Origin of the sequence: Cecembia sp., from assembly GCF_007126775.1 — a bacterium.
In the GTDB taxonomy this organism is placed as follows: Bacteria; Bacteroidota; Bacteroidia; order Cytophagales; family Cyclobacteriaceae; genus Cecembia.
The window spans coordinates 1-16,325 of the sequence record NZ_SLAP01000012.1 but is presented as its reverse complement, the minus strand read 5'-3'; the positions used below and the strand labels follow the sequence as shown (position 1 = coordinate 16,325).

The window sequence follows — 16,325 nt, the reverse complement described above, 5'->3', positions numbered from 1 at the left end:
TAAAAGAAAAATTAAAGAAAATATTCGGTTTCAGTAATTTTAGAGGAAACCAAGAACCCATTGTTGACAACCTTCTAAAAGGGAAAAACACCTTTGTCATTATGCCCACTGGGGCAGGAAAATCACTCTGTTATCAATTGCCTGCCGTCATTCAGGATGGCACCGCCATTGTGATTTCGCCATTGATTGCCCTAATGAAAAATCAGGTTGATCAATTGAATGCCTTTGGGATCAATGCACATTTTCTCAATTCTACCTTGAATAAGTCTGAATCAAATAAGGTTAAAAAGGAGGTTTTGTCAGGTAAAACAAAATTGCTCTATGTTGCTCCGGAGTCTTTGACCAAAGAAGAAAACATTCTTTTCTTAAAGGATGCAAAATTAAGTTTTGTAGCCATAGATGAAGCCCATTGTATTTCTGAATGGGGTCATGATTTCCGCCCTGAGTACAGAAAAATTAAGTCCATTATCGGTCAGATAGGTGCTAACCTTCCAATTATTGCACTCACTGCGACAGCAACTCCCAAGGTACAACAGGATATACAGAGGAACCTTCAAATGGAGGAAGCTGATTTGTTTAAGTCTTCCTTTAACAGGACCAATCTTTATTATGAAGTTCGACCGAAACTTAAAAACGAGACCAAAAAACAAATCATTAAATATATCAAATCCCATAAGGGAAAATCAGGTATCATTTACTGTTTAAGTAGAAAAAAAGTAGAAGAGATAGCAGAATTGCTCAAAGTAAACGGAGTAAAAGCTGCCCCCTATCATGCTGGTTTAGATCAAAGTGTCCGAATTAAAAATCAGGATGATTTTCTTAATGAGGAGGTGGATGTTATTGTTGCCACGATTGCATTTGGAATGGGGATTGATAAGCCCGATGTCAGATATGTGATTCACTATGATGTTCCAAAATCACTGGAAGGATATTACCAAGAAACTGGCAGGGCCGGAAGGGATGGGCTTGAAGGGCATTGTCTAATGTTCTATCGCTACGAAGATATAGTCAAGTTAGAAAAATTCAACAAGGACAAACCAGTTACAGAAAGAGAGAATGCCAAAATTCTACTTCAGGAAATGGCAGCCTATGCCGAAAGCTCCATTTGTAGAAGGAAGTTTCTCTTGCATTATTTTGGTGAAATGATGGAAGAGGACTGTGGCTATTGTGATAATTGTAAAAAACCAAAAGAAAAATTTCAAGGTACTGACTATCTTATTGCGGCAATAGAAGCAGTAAAAGAGACCAAAAACAGGTTCAATATGGACCATTTGGTTAATTTGATTAGAGGTGAATCCAATGATTACATAAAGAGTTACAAACATGATCAACTAAGTGTCTTTGGAAGAGGTAAAGACGAGGATGAGCGTTTGTGGAGAACCGTAATCCGTCAATCAATGATTGGGGGGTTTTTGGAAAAGGACATAGAAAATTACGGGGTCATCAAAATAACTTCAAAAGGGGAACAATATCTCAAAGAGCCATTCGATGTAACTTTTTGTAAGGACCATGATTTTGAATCTATGATGGAGGATGAAGCTCCAGAAGAAGCACCATCTGGTGCTGGAAAAGCTTATGATGAAAGGCTTTTTGAACTCCTCAAAGCTGAACGTAAAAAAGTTGCCAAGTCCAAAGGCTTACCTCCTTATGTGATTTTTCAAGATCCATCTCTAGAGGAAATGGCCACTGTCTACCCCACAAGTAGGGAAGAACTGGCACAAATCAATGGTGTTGGAATGGGAAAAGTGGCTAAATTTGGAACCCCTTTTCTTAAACTGATCGAAAACTATGTTGAAGAAAATGAAATTATAACTGCTTCAGATGTAGTTGTCAAAACATCGGGTACGAGATCAAAAGTGAAAATTTCAATTATTCAGCAGGTAGATAGAAAAATTGATCTGGATGAGATTGCCAGTAACCTGAACCTTTCCATGGATGAACTCTTGCAAGAAATTGAACAGATAATTTATAGTGGGACAAAATTAAATATCAACTACTATATTGAAAACATCATGGATGAAGAAAGGGAGGAAATGCTCCACGAATACTTCATGACTGCGGATACAGACAATATACGCTCAGCATTACTTGAACTTGAAGATGAAGACTTTGCTGAAGAAGAAATCAGGGTTTATCGGATCAAGTTCATTTCTGAGCATGCCAACTAAAAGAAATTTAATAAATGAATATATTATTATTGGGGAGCGGAGGAAGAGAGCACGCCTTTGCCTGGAAGATTGTAAATAGCAAAAAATGTAATCAGCTTTATGTAGCGCCTGGAAATGCAGGGACAGGACAAATTGCCGAAAATATCCCCCTTTCGGTTACCGATTTTGAGGGTTTAGCAGATTTTGTATTGCATAAAAAAATTGATTTTGTAGTTGTCGGCCCAGAAGAGCCTTTAGTGCGGGGAATTGTAGATTTTTTTGCAGCTAGAGAAGACCTGAAAAACATACCCATAATTGGGCCCGGGCAAATTGGAGCGCAACTGGAGGGGTCCAAGGATTTTTCCAAGAAATTCATGGAGAGATGTGGCATACCAACCGCAGCTTCTCAAACATTCACCAAAGAAACCTTGGAAGAAGGATTAAAATTCATTGACCTACAAGAACTTCCGATAGTGTTAAAAGCTGACGGACTGGCTGCTGGGAAAGGTGTACTTATATGCAATAGTTATGATGAAGCCAAAGCCTCATTGAAGGAAATGTTATTGGAATCAAAATTTGGAAGCGCATCTGAAAAAGTTGTAATCGAACAATTTTTGAGCGGTGTTGAGCTTTCAGTCTTTGTAGCCACAGATGGTATTCATTACATTATACTTCCGGAAGCAAAGGACTATAAAAGAATAGGTGAAGGAGATACTGGCCTCAATACGGGAGGAATGGGGGCGATTAGCCCAGTCCCATTTGCTGACAAGGAATTTCTTGAAAAAGTGGAAAGCAGAATTGTCATTCCTACAATTAAGGGACTTGAAAAACAAAACATCCCTTACACTGGATTTCTTTTCATTGGTTTGATGAATGTGAATGGAGATCCTTATGTAATCGAGTACAATGTCAGAATGGGAGACCCTGAAACTCAAGCTGTACTCCCAAGGATAAAAAGTGATTTTGTAGATTTACTTTATGCTTTGGGCACAAAAAAGTTACACCAATACCAATTCGAAACGGAAAATTCCTGTACTGCTACAGTGGTTATGGTTGCTGGAGGTTATCCTGAGTCTTACCGAAAAGGAGACACGATCGAAGGACTGAAAGGTATTGAAAGCGCAGATAAAAGCCTAACTTTCCATGCAGGAACACAATTGTCCAATTCAAACAAAGTACTGACAAATGGAGGAAGGGTAATGGCCGTTACGGGAATAGGAAATGATCCATACGAAGCCTTAAAAAATGCCTATAATACAGTTGAAAAGATATCGTGGGTAAATGTTTCCTTTAGAAAAGATATTGGACAAGATTTACTCGCTTTAAAAAAAGATTGATCATTAACGAGGAGAATTTTTCTCCCTAACTATATATAAGATTTATGGCAGGATGCAGTAGCTGCTCTACCACCTCAGGAACAAGTGGGGGCTGTAACAATAACGGCACATGTGGTACGAGCGATTGTAATAAAATGAATAGTTTCGATTGGCTTTCCCATATGGGAATACCATCTATCGACAAATTTGATATTGTAGAAGTAAAGTTTAAAGGGGGCCGAAAAGATTATTACAGGAATGTAGACCATTTGCACCTTACTACCGGAGATCCAGTGGTAGTGGATGTCCCCAATGGACATCATTTGGGCTATATTTCACTTCAAGGTGAATTGGTCAGGCTTCAGATGCAGAAAAGAAAAATCAAGGATGATGATAATATTCTGCGAATTTATAGATTGGCCAACCAGAAGGATATTGAAAAATGGGAAGAAGCCAAAAATAGAGAAATCCCCACACTGTACAGGTCAAAGCAGATTATTGATGAATTGGGATTGCAGATGAAGCTATCTGATATTGAATATCAAGCTGATAATTCCAAAGCTACATTTTATTATTCTGCCGATGATCGCGTTGATTTTAGGGAGTTGATCAAAATTCTAGCGTCTGAATTCAAAATTAGGGTTGAAATGAGACAGATCAGTCTAAGGCAGGAAGCAGGTAGAATAGGTGGAATAGGAATTTGTGGAAGAGAACTCTGCTGCTCAACATGGATCCATGATTTTAAAAGTGTATCTACGGCAGCGGCCAGGTATCAAAACCTATCCCTAAACCCAAGCAAACTTTCTGGTCAATGCGGTAGACTCAAGTGCTGTCTAAACTATGAATTGGACACATACATGGCAGCCTTGGAAGATATTCCTCAAATCGAAAAACCATTACTAACAGAGGCCGGAGCGGCCAAGCTCCAGAAAACGGATATATTTAGAAAGCTGATGTGGTTCAGTTACAATAATGAGAATAACTGGCATTCCATTTCCTGTGAGCGTGTAAAAGAAATTCAGGAAATGAATGAAAAAGGCATCACCCCATTCGATCTTCACCAAAATAAAGAAAAGGGTATAGATGAGGAGGCCTTGAGGTCTACATTGGAGCTTGAAAGACTGGACAAAAAATTCAGTACAAAAAAGAAAAAGAAAAAAAGAAGCAGAAGCGGACAAAGTGGTTCAGATTCATCCCTTCCAAAAAGCAGTAATGTGAGTATGGATTCCGAAAAGAATGATGATGTGAAAAACTTTAGCGACCAGGAAAGGCCAAGGTCCAGATCAAGAAGAAACAGACCAAGTAGGAGTAATAAAGGGATTGCAAACGATTCTTCTAACCAAAGTCAAGAAAGCAGGTCCAATATTGCGAAAAGACAAAATAAATCCCAATCTCAGGGGGAAGGTCAGGACAACAAACCCAAAAGCAAAGGAAAAAGAAGATTTCCTCCCAGAAATAAAGGCGGACAAAATAAAGGAGATTCTAATGATTAAGGTTTTGTATTCTTTGTTCATTCTAGCAGTCTTTGGAAGCTGTTCTGGAGATAGGGTTTATGAAAAATACCAAGGGATGAAAAACCTTTCATGGGGAGTTCAGGATACCGTTTCTTTCACTATGACCAAACCCTTACCAGAAGGTCCTTCAATTTTGGCTATTAAGTATAATGAAAATTACCCTTACCGAAACTTATACTTAAGGTACTTGGTGTTGGACAGTCTCGAGGACATTATTGCTTCTAATCTAATCAATATCGACTTGTTTGAAAGCACTTCGGGCAAACCGTTGGGAAAGGGTTACGGAAATACCTTTACCAAATATGACACCCTTCCATTAGAAGGATTCAATCCATATAACCAAATACAGCTTGTTCAATACATGAGAATTGAAGAATTAGACGGTATCGAAGCAATTGGACTGAAAAGAATAAAAAATTAACTTCTTTGAAGGAAAGGGATTTTTCCCATCCAATATTGTCTGCTGAAATAAATGAAAAAGGGCCAGTTTTTTTGCTGTAACTGTATAGGGTGATAAGCAAAAGCCTCCTTGGCGCCTTTTGCCATGTACATCCTGTCGTCATCAGTGAGTAAAGCCAGTTGAAACTGATTATCTTTGACAATTGCCAGGTCCATCCATTTAGAATCCGAAAAGAAAACCAAATCACTGCCACCGTTCTGCTCAATAAGTTTATTTTTCAAATACCAATTTTGTTGATAGCCTTTTGTGATCAGAACTTCCTTTTGGGGGTTTTTACCAGAAACCTTTCTTTCAACAAAATCCAGGTAATTCTTTAACATTTCTATTCCCGGGTTTTTGAGTTGGCTTGGTTTAAAGTCTCTGGAATTCAAACTAGTAACCAAACTTATGCTTTTTCTTGATCTGCTAACAGCCACGTTCAATCGATTCGAACCTCCTTTTTTGGATAGCATTCCAAAATTAGAAATGAAGCGGCCAGATTTATTTTTAGCATAACCAATTGAAAATATTACACGGTCAAATTCATCTCCTTGTACATTTTCAATATTTTTAACAGTCAGGTTTTTTAATTCAATTTGTAAATCACCTTGAAGCTTTTCCTTGATAAATTCCATTTGGAAGTAATTGAAAGTAATGATACCAATACTATCGAATGGGTGAGCCTGCTGTATTGACTTTACTTCATGAATCACTGCATCCGCCTCCTCTATATTGATTTGATGGTCCCATACTCCCTCCACCTTTATCAGTTTATAAGGCATAGCAGGTTGATTGACCAGATTTCTATTAGGTAGCATACTAAGTTTATCTTCATAAAAGAAAGTATTTGAAAATTCAATTAAGCTTAGTTGTTCACTTCTGTAATGGCCCTGAAGCCAAAACTTTTCAAAATACATAGAACTTATATCAAGCAAAGAATCTATTTCAAAATCAACGCCTTCTTCTTCAGTTTCAAACCTGGTCTCGTACAAATCAAAGGGCTGAAGTTGTTGGGAATCTCCCGCTACCAAGACTTGTTTCCCCCTCAACATGGCAGGCAAACCTCTCTCAACAAAGCACTGAGATGCCTCATCAAAAATCACCAAGTCAAATGATGCTTTTAGCGGAAAAAGTGCCGAAACTGTTTCAGGGGAAGCCAACCAGCAGGGCATCAATTGAAAAATATCAGCTTCAAAGTTTTCAAGCATCTTTTTAATACTCCACAATCCCCTCTTTTTCTTTACTTGATGCGATAATTCTCTAAAAGAAACCAAATTTCCAAGGCGATTGTATTTTAGATCTTTTAGTGTGTATTCCCTTAGTCTTAGTCCTGAAATAAATTTACTTAAACCCCATTTTGCAAGTATGGCTGCTATTAATTCTTCTTGGACAAGGCCTGTCTTCGGGGTACTGATCTCTTTGAGAACAGGATACTTCTTTTCAATATGTGCTATCCAAGCCAATCTAAGTCCGGCTAAAAATCTTTTCTGAAGGATATCAAATGTTTCACTTGAATATTTATTCCTTAATTTTTCCATCAGATAAACATCTTTTGGAGATAGCTCTTCTTTTAATGAGTCGAAGGCAACTAAATCGTCAAAAATAAATTTAGATTCATTTTTTAGCTTTTCGAAACCTTGGTCTGAACAATCTAAAAACAAGTGTTGAATCTGTATTTTGGACAAAAATAAGGACCAATGTGGAAATCGATTGTCCAGGTATTCAAATTCTTTTAGTAATTTTTGCAGCTTTGATTTGACAATAGAAAGGTTTCCTTCTTTTACACCCTCAATTAAAAAGTTGCCCATCTGACCAAATTCATGAAGGATTAATTTAGCATTAATCGCAGCCAAAGATCCCTGCGCAAAATGACGGAATTCAGGAAAACTAAAGGGCTTTTTTGGTATTTTGAGCCAATCTTTTTTTGAAAGTAAGGTAATTTGATGGTTTAGGTTCAACCGATTTTCAAGCTTTTTTAAAAGTGACTCATTGCCATACTTATCTATTGAGAGGCTGTTTTTCTCCAATAGCTCAAAAAGCGGAATAAATTGTTTTTTCTTTATCGGCCATAATAATCTATCAAGAATTCCCTTTCCCCTATCCTTATAAGTGATTGAAAGTGTTAAATAATTTTCTACCTCCTCATCTGAACTGTACCACTCTACTCCAAATTCAGACAGCAGTGTTTGTATGGTTTCGAACTTTTGCTCTAACCAAAGCAGGTCTATTTGTTCAGGATTCGTATCAATTATCTTTTCAAAAACCTCTATTCCTTCTTGGTTAAAACATTCCGACAATTGTTTTACTTTTGATTTTTGCTCATATAGTGAATAAAAAAAAGAAATGTCAAATAGTTGTGAAGGTTCAAAGTGCCTTGTTATTTTTGACTTAACTGCACGTATTTCATCAAATACTTCTTCCAACCGCTCTTGTGAACTAGCAGAAAAAAGACTGAAGCTTACTCTATGGAGCCAAAAAGAATCCTGTATCTGGTATTTATCATAATAATAACTGTAAACCTTGAGGTTACGCAAAAAAACCGGTACCCTTTCAAAAGGAAACCTTTTGTAGTACTGGGTCATATCAAAATGTTCCTCACCTTGCTTTGACTCCAAATACAATTCCTTTATGGGAATTTCACACTCCTCAGTATTGAACAATGCTTTTTTAAAATCATCAAAAAACTCAACTTGATTTTCTATGGTTTTTGAAACTTGAAAAAATTGTCTTTCCAGCTGAATGGCATCTATAGATTGATTTTGTGATTTATAATTGTCTAATGAATCAATCTGTCCTTGTATCTTCTTAAATAACGTACTCCTATCTGCACGGAAATCATGAACCAATGCTAAGAACATATCAAAACCAAGGTCAGCCAATCGCTGATAAACAACATCCAAAGCGGCTCTTTTTTGCGAAACAACAAGTACTTTTTTGCCCCTAGCAATATAATCAAGCGCAAGATTACTAATCAACTGAGATTTACCAGTTCCAGGAGGTCCCTCAACCACTACAGACTTGCCTGTGCGAACAGCCTTTATTACCTCCTCCTGATAGGCATCCACTGGAAAACAGTTGTATAGCTGATCTTCTCTAATTGGCTTTATTTGATAATCTCTTGGAGCGAATTTTTTCTGAAAAAGGGCCTCTAAAGATATCTCATTCTCATCAGCAATAAGCTGCTCGTAGTCCTGAATCAAGAAGCCTGTCTTTTGAGAGAAAAGACCCAAAATAGCGTAAGCTTTTAATTTCAATTCTCCCAATTTCAATCTGCTATCATCCAGGGACTTGTTTGATTCGGGAAAATCAAGGATCTTCTTTTCGTATAGGGCAGTTGTGAAATTGATTTGAAGCTCTTCCTTTATGAAATCGTAGAGGCTATTCAAAAACCCAACAGCGTCTTTAGGGAAATCCTCTATCAAAAAATCAAAAACTTCCTTTGAACGTTTTTTCCCATAAGCCTGCTCGTATGCCAATAAAAAAGTCTTATTAAAAAATGGGAGATCTGACTTAGTTCTCTTTAGTTTCCATTTGTTGTCCTCGATTAGTAAAGTGACAGGAAAAAATATCAAAGGGCAACGAATAATTTGTCCATTGATCAATTTCCCTTCAACATAAGGCCAGGCCAAGAACGTACTCTGTTCACCCGTTTCGTGTTCGGCTGTTTGGGCTAATGACTGTATCCTGTTAAGCCTTTTGGAAAAAATATTTACATGGCTATCTCTTGGATCTGAGGTAGGGATTAGGGGAATTAGAAGCTCATTCCCCAAGAGTTCTTCTATATATCGGAATGAACTATGGTGATTTAAAAAATCCAATTCGTTAAGATTTACCATTTGGGAGGGTATAATCTTAGATAGATAGAGTGACCTATTCTTACTGGATAAGTCCACTAACCTGTTTAAATATACCTGAAAAACTTCCTTAAGCATTTAATTTATTTAAATGGAGAATCTTTTTCCTTGGCCATATGGTTATAAACAATACCATCCATGATTCCTGGAATCCACTTATTGAGGAAAACAGCAAGCTTTCCCTGTCTTGTAAGCACAATATCTCTTTTTCTCTTAAGGATTGCCTTCAATATCGCCTCGGCTACTTCTTCAGAACTCATCATTTCTCCTTCATCTCTAGGGGATTCGCCTTGGGTTGTACCATCAGCAGTCAGAGCATTGTTCCTGATATTTGATGCGGTAAAACCAGGACAAGCAACCAATACGTGGACTCCTCTTCGCATCACCTCTGTTCTCAGCGATTCGAAAAAGCCATTCATAGCGTATTTACTGGCAGTATAAGCGGTCCTAGCAGGTGTCCCCCGATAACCATTAATGGATGAAACTCCAACAATAGTGCCATGGGACTTTAATATTTCTGGTAGGCAGTATTTTGTTGCATAAACTGTTCCCCAGAAATTCGTGTCCATTACCTTATGGAATACTTCCATATCCAAGTCCTCAAAAAGGGCACGCATGCTGATGCCTGCATTATTTACCAACACATCAATTTTTCCGAATCTTTCGATTATGGATTCGGACATTTTTTTGTTGTCATGGTCTGAAGCAGCATCAGCCAATACACCTAGGGCTTCAATACCAGCGTCTCCAAGTTTTTTAATGGTTATCTGGAGTTTATCTTGATTTCTTCCGGTTATTGCAATTTTAGCCCCTTCTCTGCCAAATACAAAGGCACAGGCCTCTCCAATTCCTGAGGTAGCTCCTGTAATGACAACAACCTTGTCCTTAAATCTCATTCTTTATTACTTTTAAATGTTAAATATAAAAATATGAACCGGATCAATGCCTATCCCCCGTCAATTTTAAGCAGAGATTACTGTCTCAAAAAGAAAAAACCAAACAAGGTCACAATCACTGAGCCTAAGCAAAAATTTTATTTAATTTTGCGCCCATGTCTAGAAAAATGAAAAATAAGGTGCTTTCAAATCTCCGTATTGAAAGAATTGCTTCTGAGGGAAAATGCGTAGCCCATTATGAGGGAAAAGTTGTTTTTGTACAAAACGTAGCTCCCGGTGATCTAGTGGATGTGAGGATAACAAAAGGAAGAAGTGCTTTTATGGAGGGAGAGGCTATTAATTTTCATGAATTTTCAAAGGACAGAGTCGAGCCTTTCTGCAGGCACTTTGGAACTTGTGGAGGATGCAAATGGCAGCATATCAATTATGATTTACAAAAAACCTATAAATGGCAACAAGTGGTAGACCAATTCACCCGCATCGCCAAAGTTCCTATTCCAAAAGTTTCTCGGATTATTGGTTCAGCCAATACGCAATATTATAGAAATAAACTGGATTTTACATTTTCTAACAACCGATGGCTGACTAAAGAAGAAATCAACTCTGAGGAAACTTTTGAGCGCAATGCATTGGGTTTTCATATCCCAAAAATGTTTGATAAGATCGTTGATATTGATCATTGCTACCTGCAGGGCAATATCTCCAATGAAATCCGGAATAGCCTTCGGGATTTTGCACTAAGGGAAAAGTTGAGCTTTTATGATATTAGAAATCAGGTCGGACTTCTGAGAAATTTGATTGTAAGAACAAGCAGTACGGAAGAAATCATGGTGATTGTTCAGTTTGGAGAAGAGGACAAAGTTGCGGTACAAAAAGTAATGCAATTTTTGAAAGATTGCTTTCCTTCCATTGACTCCTTACTTTACATCATCAACCTTAAAAAAAATGAAACCTTCCATGACCAGGAAGTGATCACTTTTTACGGCAAAGATTTCATAGAAGAGCAGATGGAAGGTCTAAGATTCAGAATTGGTCCCAAATCATTCTATCAGACCAATTCAGACCAAGCCTATGAGCTTTACAAAGTAGCAAGGTCATTTGCTGAATTGGATGGCAGAGAAGTGGTCTATGACCTTTACACCGGAACTGGGACAATTGCCAATTTTGTTGCAAAAATGGCAAAGCAGGTAATAGGAATTGAATACGTAGAAGCTGCTATTGAAGATGCGAAAATCAATTCCCAGCTGAATGGCCTGAAAAACACGCTATTTTATGCTGGAGATATGAAAGATGTCCTTAATGAAGAATTTCTTGAAACGCATCCTAAACCTGACGTGGTGATTACAGACCCTCCAAGAGCAGGAATGCATGAGGATGTGGTGAAAATGCTTATGAAACTACAGCCCCAAAAAATCGTATATGTCAGCTGCAATCCGGCAACACAGGCCAGGGATATCGCCTTAATGGCTGAAAAGTACAGCGTAGAAAAGATTCAGCCAGTGGATATGTTTCCACAAACCTATCATGTAGAAAATGTTGTACAACTAATCCTAAAATCATGATTTCAGATTTTAACGATCCAGAATTATCCGGCAAATATCTCGGAACCATAACCAAAGATTTCGTAAAGATTTCTGAAGTTTTAAAGGAAGCATCTTATCAGGTCAGAAGCAGGAAATTTTCGGAATTTCCCATTTTTCCAATTTCTAAAGAAGAGCAGCCCATTGGGCAATTATTTCTGGGAAAGCAAGAAAAGGATTTGGATTGGAATTACTACATCACCTACCTGGATGAGTTTTTGCAGAGGAAATTGATTGCAGAGGATTTACTAGAAGATTTCAAAAAAGCCTATAAGGACCCTGATGAATTTTGTTGTCTTTTTGTGATGGATAAAGAATTTACGAGTTTTGTATATGTTCCCTATCCTGAAGACTGATGCAATAATTTTGTTAAACTTAAAATCAAAAATGAGTAACTTGGCATCAATTTTAACTACTCTCTTAAAATCTTATCGAATTCATTCCAAGATTTTTTCCCAATGCCCTTTACAGATAAAAAGTCTTATTTAGAGGCTTTAAACAATTTTTCAAGGGTAGAGAATTTTTGAATAAGTCTTAGGGACCGATCAGGTCCTAATCCTGGAAAAGCAGAAAAAACCCTTAATTTTTGTATAAGTAAAGGGTCATAGGTGTGGGTTATTTTGTGGTTTTTTTTCCAAACAAGTGGAATTTTAACAGCATTTATTTTTTCTATTTGATTGTAACATTGAAGTAAAATTTCTACAGTTTGGGAGATATCTACTGATTTTAAAATTGGCACCTTGAACTTTATGGAAATAGAGGCAATAGCCCCTTGTAATGCTTTGGGGCTAACCCCTATTGACTCCAAGTCTTTATCGTTTCCTTCAATGATTACAAGTGCATTGGTTTTGGCTTTCAGCATTCTGATTATCTGATCAAAGAGTCTCCCTTGAATTAAAGAATGACAGAAATCAGACACAGTTTTTCTTTCTGCAAGGAGTTGATTATCAATAAGAATATCTCCTGAAACAAGCCTTTTCTTGGTGAGTATGATATTTCCTCTTTTCTTAAATTCCAAAAAAAGCCTGTTCGGTTCCCGATCATCCACCGTAACCTCCAATGGTAAAGCCATATGTGAATCAAAAAAGTCAATCATATAACAAAGCTTACCTAAAAATATAAAATTAATGTAAAAAAACAATCCATTAATTGTTATGGACTGTTAAAAGTGTTTCCATCCTTGAGCTTTAAGCTCCATTGCCGTTCCACTTTTTGTGACCAGATATTTCCCTTCCTCAGGTTTGGTTGTATGACCAATAAAATGGATATCGGGATGTTTTTCAAGTTTATGATAATCTTTTTGATCAATTGTGAAAAGCAGTTCATAATCTTCTCCCCCATTAAGCACACAGGTAATCGGATCCATGCCTAACTCCACGGCTGTGTCAAAAGTCTGTTTATCAATTGGTAATTTATCCTCATAAATAGTCACTCCAACACGAGATGCTTTACAGATATGGAATAATTCTGAGGCCAAACCATCGGAAATATCCATCATGCTCGTAGGTATGAGGTCCAATTCAAGTAGTTCGTGGATAATATCCATCCTTGCTTCAGGCCTCAACTGCCTGGCTGTAACAATTTGGTACTTATCCAACTCAGGTTTCATTTCCGGATTAGCCAAAAAAACCTGCTTCTCCCTTTCAAGAATCTGTAAACCTACCAATGCAGCGCCCAGGTCTCCTGTTACGCAAATGATATCTTTTTCTTTTGCTCCAGACCTGTAGACAATTTGTTCATTTTTGGCTTCACCAATTGCTGTAACAGAAATTACCAAACCTGATCTGGAAGCAGTAGTATCTCCACCCACCACATCTACATTATAATGCTCCGCCGCAGCATTGATTCCCTGATAAAGCGCATCCACAGCTTCCAAGGAAAACCTGTTGGAAAGTGCGATGCTCACGGTAATTTGTTTTGGAATGGCATTCATGGCTGCAATATCTGAAATATTAACTGCCACCGCCTTGAAGCCTACATGTGTTAACGGTGCATATGTCAAGTCAAAATGTACTCCTTCCAACAATAAATCAGTAGTAACTACCTTGACATGGTCTCCTGAATTGATCACCGCAGCATCATCTCCAATACCCTTTATTGAAGATGCATGTTTTAATGTTATTTTTTTACTGAGATGGTCGATCAATCCAAATTCTCCGATATCACTGATTTCTGTTCTTTTTTCTGACATATTTTTAGCTTCATTTTTTGAATGGAAACGTAAAGATACTCCTAATTCCCAATTACGTTAAACTATTCCGATTAGAGAAAAAATAAGATAGTATAGAGACTGAGTGAAATCATCAATGCATCCTAATCTCACAAATTGATGATGGTAAAAATTTAACCTTGTCTATATATCCTTTTTTAGGAAATGGGGTTTATATAAGGAAAACAATAATAAACCAATATATATTCAAATTTTGGCCTAAAACCTCAATAATTGGATTATAATGAGGATCGGCCTAAGCGAGCTGAAAACCAAAATTACTTTCTTTCTTTTTACGTACCCAAGCATCAAAAGAGGAATAATCCAGAAGTGCTTATTTAATAATAAAGATTATTTCCCTCGGAATATCCTCTTTTGAAACTTAGATAAAAAGATAAAAAAAGTGATCCAAAATAGGGATACCTTTCTTTAAAGAAGTACTTTAAGTTTTAATCCACCATTATTTTTTGATTATCAAAATGAGTAATCGTTTCTACAGTGTTTTGGATATTCTGCTTCGATGAAGCACCGAACAAAATGGATTCCACATTAGGAAGTTTAGACACGTATTCCAGTGCTTCTTTTGGAGGTATTGCACCTCCCCCAAGAACCTGCATGGCAATTACTCTTGCTCTCCCTTGTTTGAGAACTTCTTCATAAAGTGCCTTACCACCCGACATTCTAAAATTCACTTTATTAATAGATGCGCAAATGATGGGGTTTTTTATCCCTCCTTCCTCTAATACAGGAAGAAGTTGAGGTAAATTCATAGTAATAAAACCCGCCTCAGCATTGTATTTCTTTTCAATATGTTTTGCAAAAGCTATTAGTAAATCATTCATCCCTAAACCTAGTAACAGATCAGTAATTACATTTTGGAGAAAAATGACCGGTGTATTTATACCCTTAAACATTTTCATTTCAGCATCTATAAGAAGTTCCATTATTGATATGAAATCTTTAGAGATAACTGCCATGCCACCTTTGAACAAAGAACCAAAAAAATTACCCGGTACGTACTCTTTTAATGTCCCAACAATTCCAAGTTCTGTGACAGCATTGGCATATTTATGGGCATAAGGCATACAGGGATAAATTTTAAAATCTTCATATTTATCAGGATTATCCCGTATAATATCGCAAATATTTGCAATCCTATCATGCGTTGTACACATGAAAGTATTGATACCAGCCGCTCTCGCATCATCTAAAACTTTAATTATTGCAGCATCGTCTTTAAATTTGATGGCCTGAGCTCTTGATTTTTCATCTGAAATATGGTTAACGGCAAAAAACTGGTTATCGCCAAATAATATCCTTTCCATAACTATGAAGATTTTTTAATGATTGATATTGATAAATCTGTTTTCCAAGCGCTTTCAAAAGTGTTAATTACATTTGGTACAACACCTTGAAGGGCTTTAATGAAGTAATCGATTTGGGCAGAGTATTCTTCTCCTCTTAAGTAAAAGCTTACCTCTTCCGTCAAATCGGTTACGTATTTTACATTCCACCCCTTACTATACCCTTCAGGAAAATCTTTTGTTTTAAAATAAACCTTAAACTCATTGGCATCCGAAACTATTTTACCTTTGGATCCAATAATAGTAACTGAAGTTGACATCTTCCTATACGTTTCATCACTCCAATTTACTGATATAACACCTGTTTCACCTGATTCAATACCCACTAATGCATAAACAGCATCATCAACTTGTTTTGAATAAATTGACTTTAGCATAGCGCCCTTACAAGAGTCAATAGGAGACAAGATATCATTAATGAGGTCAATAACATGAGAGGCGTAATCCATTAGACACCCTCCACCTTCATTTGGATCTGATCTCCATGTTTCACTTTTTTTCTTAACCACCACAGGACCATAAGCTTCACCAGTAAAATGCTGGATTTCACCCAAATATCCTCCATCAATAATTCTCTTCACCTCCCTGAATGTTCCAACAAACTTATTATGATAACCAACTTGATTTACCAAACCATTTGATTTCGCTATATCTGTCAGTTCCTTGCTTTCCAGTGGGTTCAAACAAAATGGTTTTTCAGAAAACACATGGATATTTCTTATTAACAGATCCTTTACCATTTTATAGTGAAATTTAGTTGGTACCGCTACAAAAACTGCATCCGGTTTCACCTTTTCAACCATTTTAACGTAATCTGTAAAACATTCAAATCCACTGTATTTCTCCAACACCTCAGAAACTATTTTTGAAGTGTCACATACTCCCACCACTTTGACATCTGGATGAGCTCCAAGAATTGACAGATGGGAAATACCCATCTTACCGGCTCCGATTAATGCTACTCTTAACATTTGTTTTTATTTGAAAATTGATAATGAAATAATTT

At 37.0% G+C, this 16,325-nt stretch carries 12 protein-coding genes; 6 read left to right on the top strand and 6 right to left on the bottom strand.

Features of this window, described 5'->3' with window-relative positions:
- From recQ to QZT73_RS01105, 4 genes are all read left to right on the top strand, one after another.
- The coding region (recQ, locus tag QZT73_RS01120; RefSeq protein ID WP_291786191.1) for a DNA helicase RecQ at nt 1–2,168 on the top strand (2,168 nt) is incomplete at its 5' end.
- Between the two features lie 14 nt (nt 2,169–2,182).
- Nucleotides 2,183–3,484: a phosphoribosylamine--glycine ligase gene (purD, locus tag QZT73_RS01115; protein ID WP_291786190.1), complete on the top strand. Its 1,302-nt coding sequence runs from the start codon at nt 2,183–2,185 to the stop codon at nt 3,482–3,484.
- Between the two features lie 134 nt (nt 3,485–3,618).
- The gene (gene ricT, locus QZT73_RS01110) at nt 3,619–4,956 is read left to right on the top strand and encodes a regulatory iron-sulfur-containing complex subunit RicT (protein ID WP_291782942.1); all 1,338 of its coding nucleotides are present in this window, start codon (nt 3,619–3,621) and stop codon (nt 4,954–4,956) included.
- On the top strand, nt 4,949–5,398 hold the full coding sequence (locus QZT73_RS01105) for a gliding motility lipoprotein GldH (RefSeq protein WP_291782916.1): 450 nt from the start codon (nt 4,949–4,951) through the stop codon (nt 5,396–5,398). The genes ricT and QZT73_RS01105 overlap by 8 nt, the downstream gene beginning before the upstream one ends.
- Here QZT73_RS01105 and QZT73_RS01100 read toward each other — a convergent pair.
- Together QZT73_RS01100 and QZT73_RS01095 are read right to left on the bottom strand one after the other, a co-directional pair.
- Entirely contained in the window at nt 5,395–9,348 is a 3,954-nt protein-coding gene (locus QZT73_RS01100; protein ID WP_291786189.1) for an AAA domain-containing protein, read from the bottom strand. The two genes, QZT73_RS01105 and QZT73_RS01100, sit on opposite strands and share 4 nt — an antisense overlap.
- A 5-nt stretch (nt 9,349–9,353) precedes the next feature.
- On the bottom strand, nt 9,354–10,166 hold the full coding sequence (locus QZT73_RS01095; protein WP_291786188.1) for an SDR family oxidoreductase: 813 nt from the start codon (nt 10,164–10,166) through the stop codon (nt 9,354–9,356).
- 155 nt (nt 10,167–10,321) lie between these two features.
- Between QZT73_RS01095 and rlmD the strand changes: the two genes are divergently transcribed.
- Nucleotides 10,322–11,728 (top strand): 23S rRNA (uracil(1939)-C(5))-methyltransferase RlmD, encoded by a 1,407-nt coding sequence (gene rlmD / locus QZT73_RS01090; RefSeq protein ID WP_291786187.1) that lies wholly within the window; start codon nt 10,322–10,324, stop codon nt 11,726–11,728.
- Nucleotides 11,725–12,102, top strand: coding sequence for a hypothetical protein (locus QZT73_RS01085; protein ID WP_291782928.1), 378 nt, complete (start codon nt 11,725–11,727; stop codon nt 12,100–12,102). The genes rlmD and QZT73_RS01085 overlap by 4 nt, the downstream gene beginning before the upstream one ends.
- 125 nt (nt 12,103–12,227) lie before the next feature.
- Here QZT73_RS01085 and QZT73_RS01080 read toward each other — a convergent pair whose 3' ends face one another.
- The 4 genes from QZT73_RS01080 to QZT73_RS01065 form a co-directional block, all read right to left on the bottom strand.
- Nucleotides 12,228–12,842, bottom strand: coding sequence for an ERCC4 domain-containing protein (locus QZT73_RS01080; RefSeq protein WP_291786186.1), 615 nt, complete (start codon nt 12,840–12,842; stop codon nt 12,228–12,230).
- Between the two features lie 66 nt (nt 12,843–12,908).
- Entirely contained in the window at nt 12,909–13,937 is a 1,029-nt protein-coding gene (gene thiL, locus QZT73_RS01075) for a thiamine-phosphate kinase (RefSeq protein ID WP_291786185.1), read from the bottom strand.
- 467 nt (nt 13,938–14,404) lie between these two features.
- The gene (locus tag QZT73_RS01070) at nt 14,405–15,280 is read right to left on the bottom strand and encodes a hypothetical protein (RefSeq protein WP_291786184.1); all 876 of its coding nucleotides are present in this window, start codon (nt 15,278–15,280) and stop codon (nt 14,405–14,407) included.
- Nucleotides 15,281–15,282: 2 nt separating this feature from the next.
- On the bottom strand, nt 15,283–16,290 hold the full coding sequence (locus tag QZT73_RS01065) for a Gfo/Idh/MocA family oxidoreductase (RefSeq protein WP_291786183.1): 1,008 nt from the start codon (nt 16,288–16,290) through the stop codon (nt 15,283–15,285).
- Between the last annotated feature and the right edge of the window lie 35 nt (nt 16,291–16,325).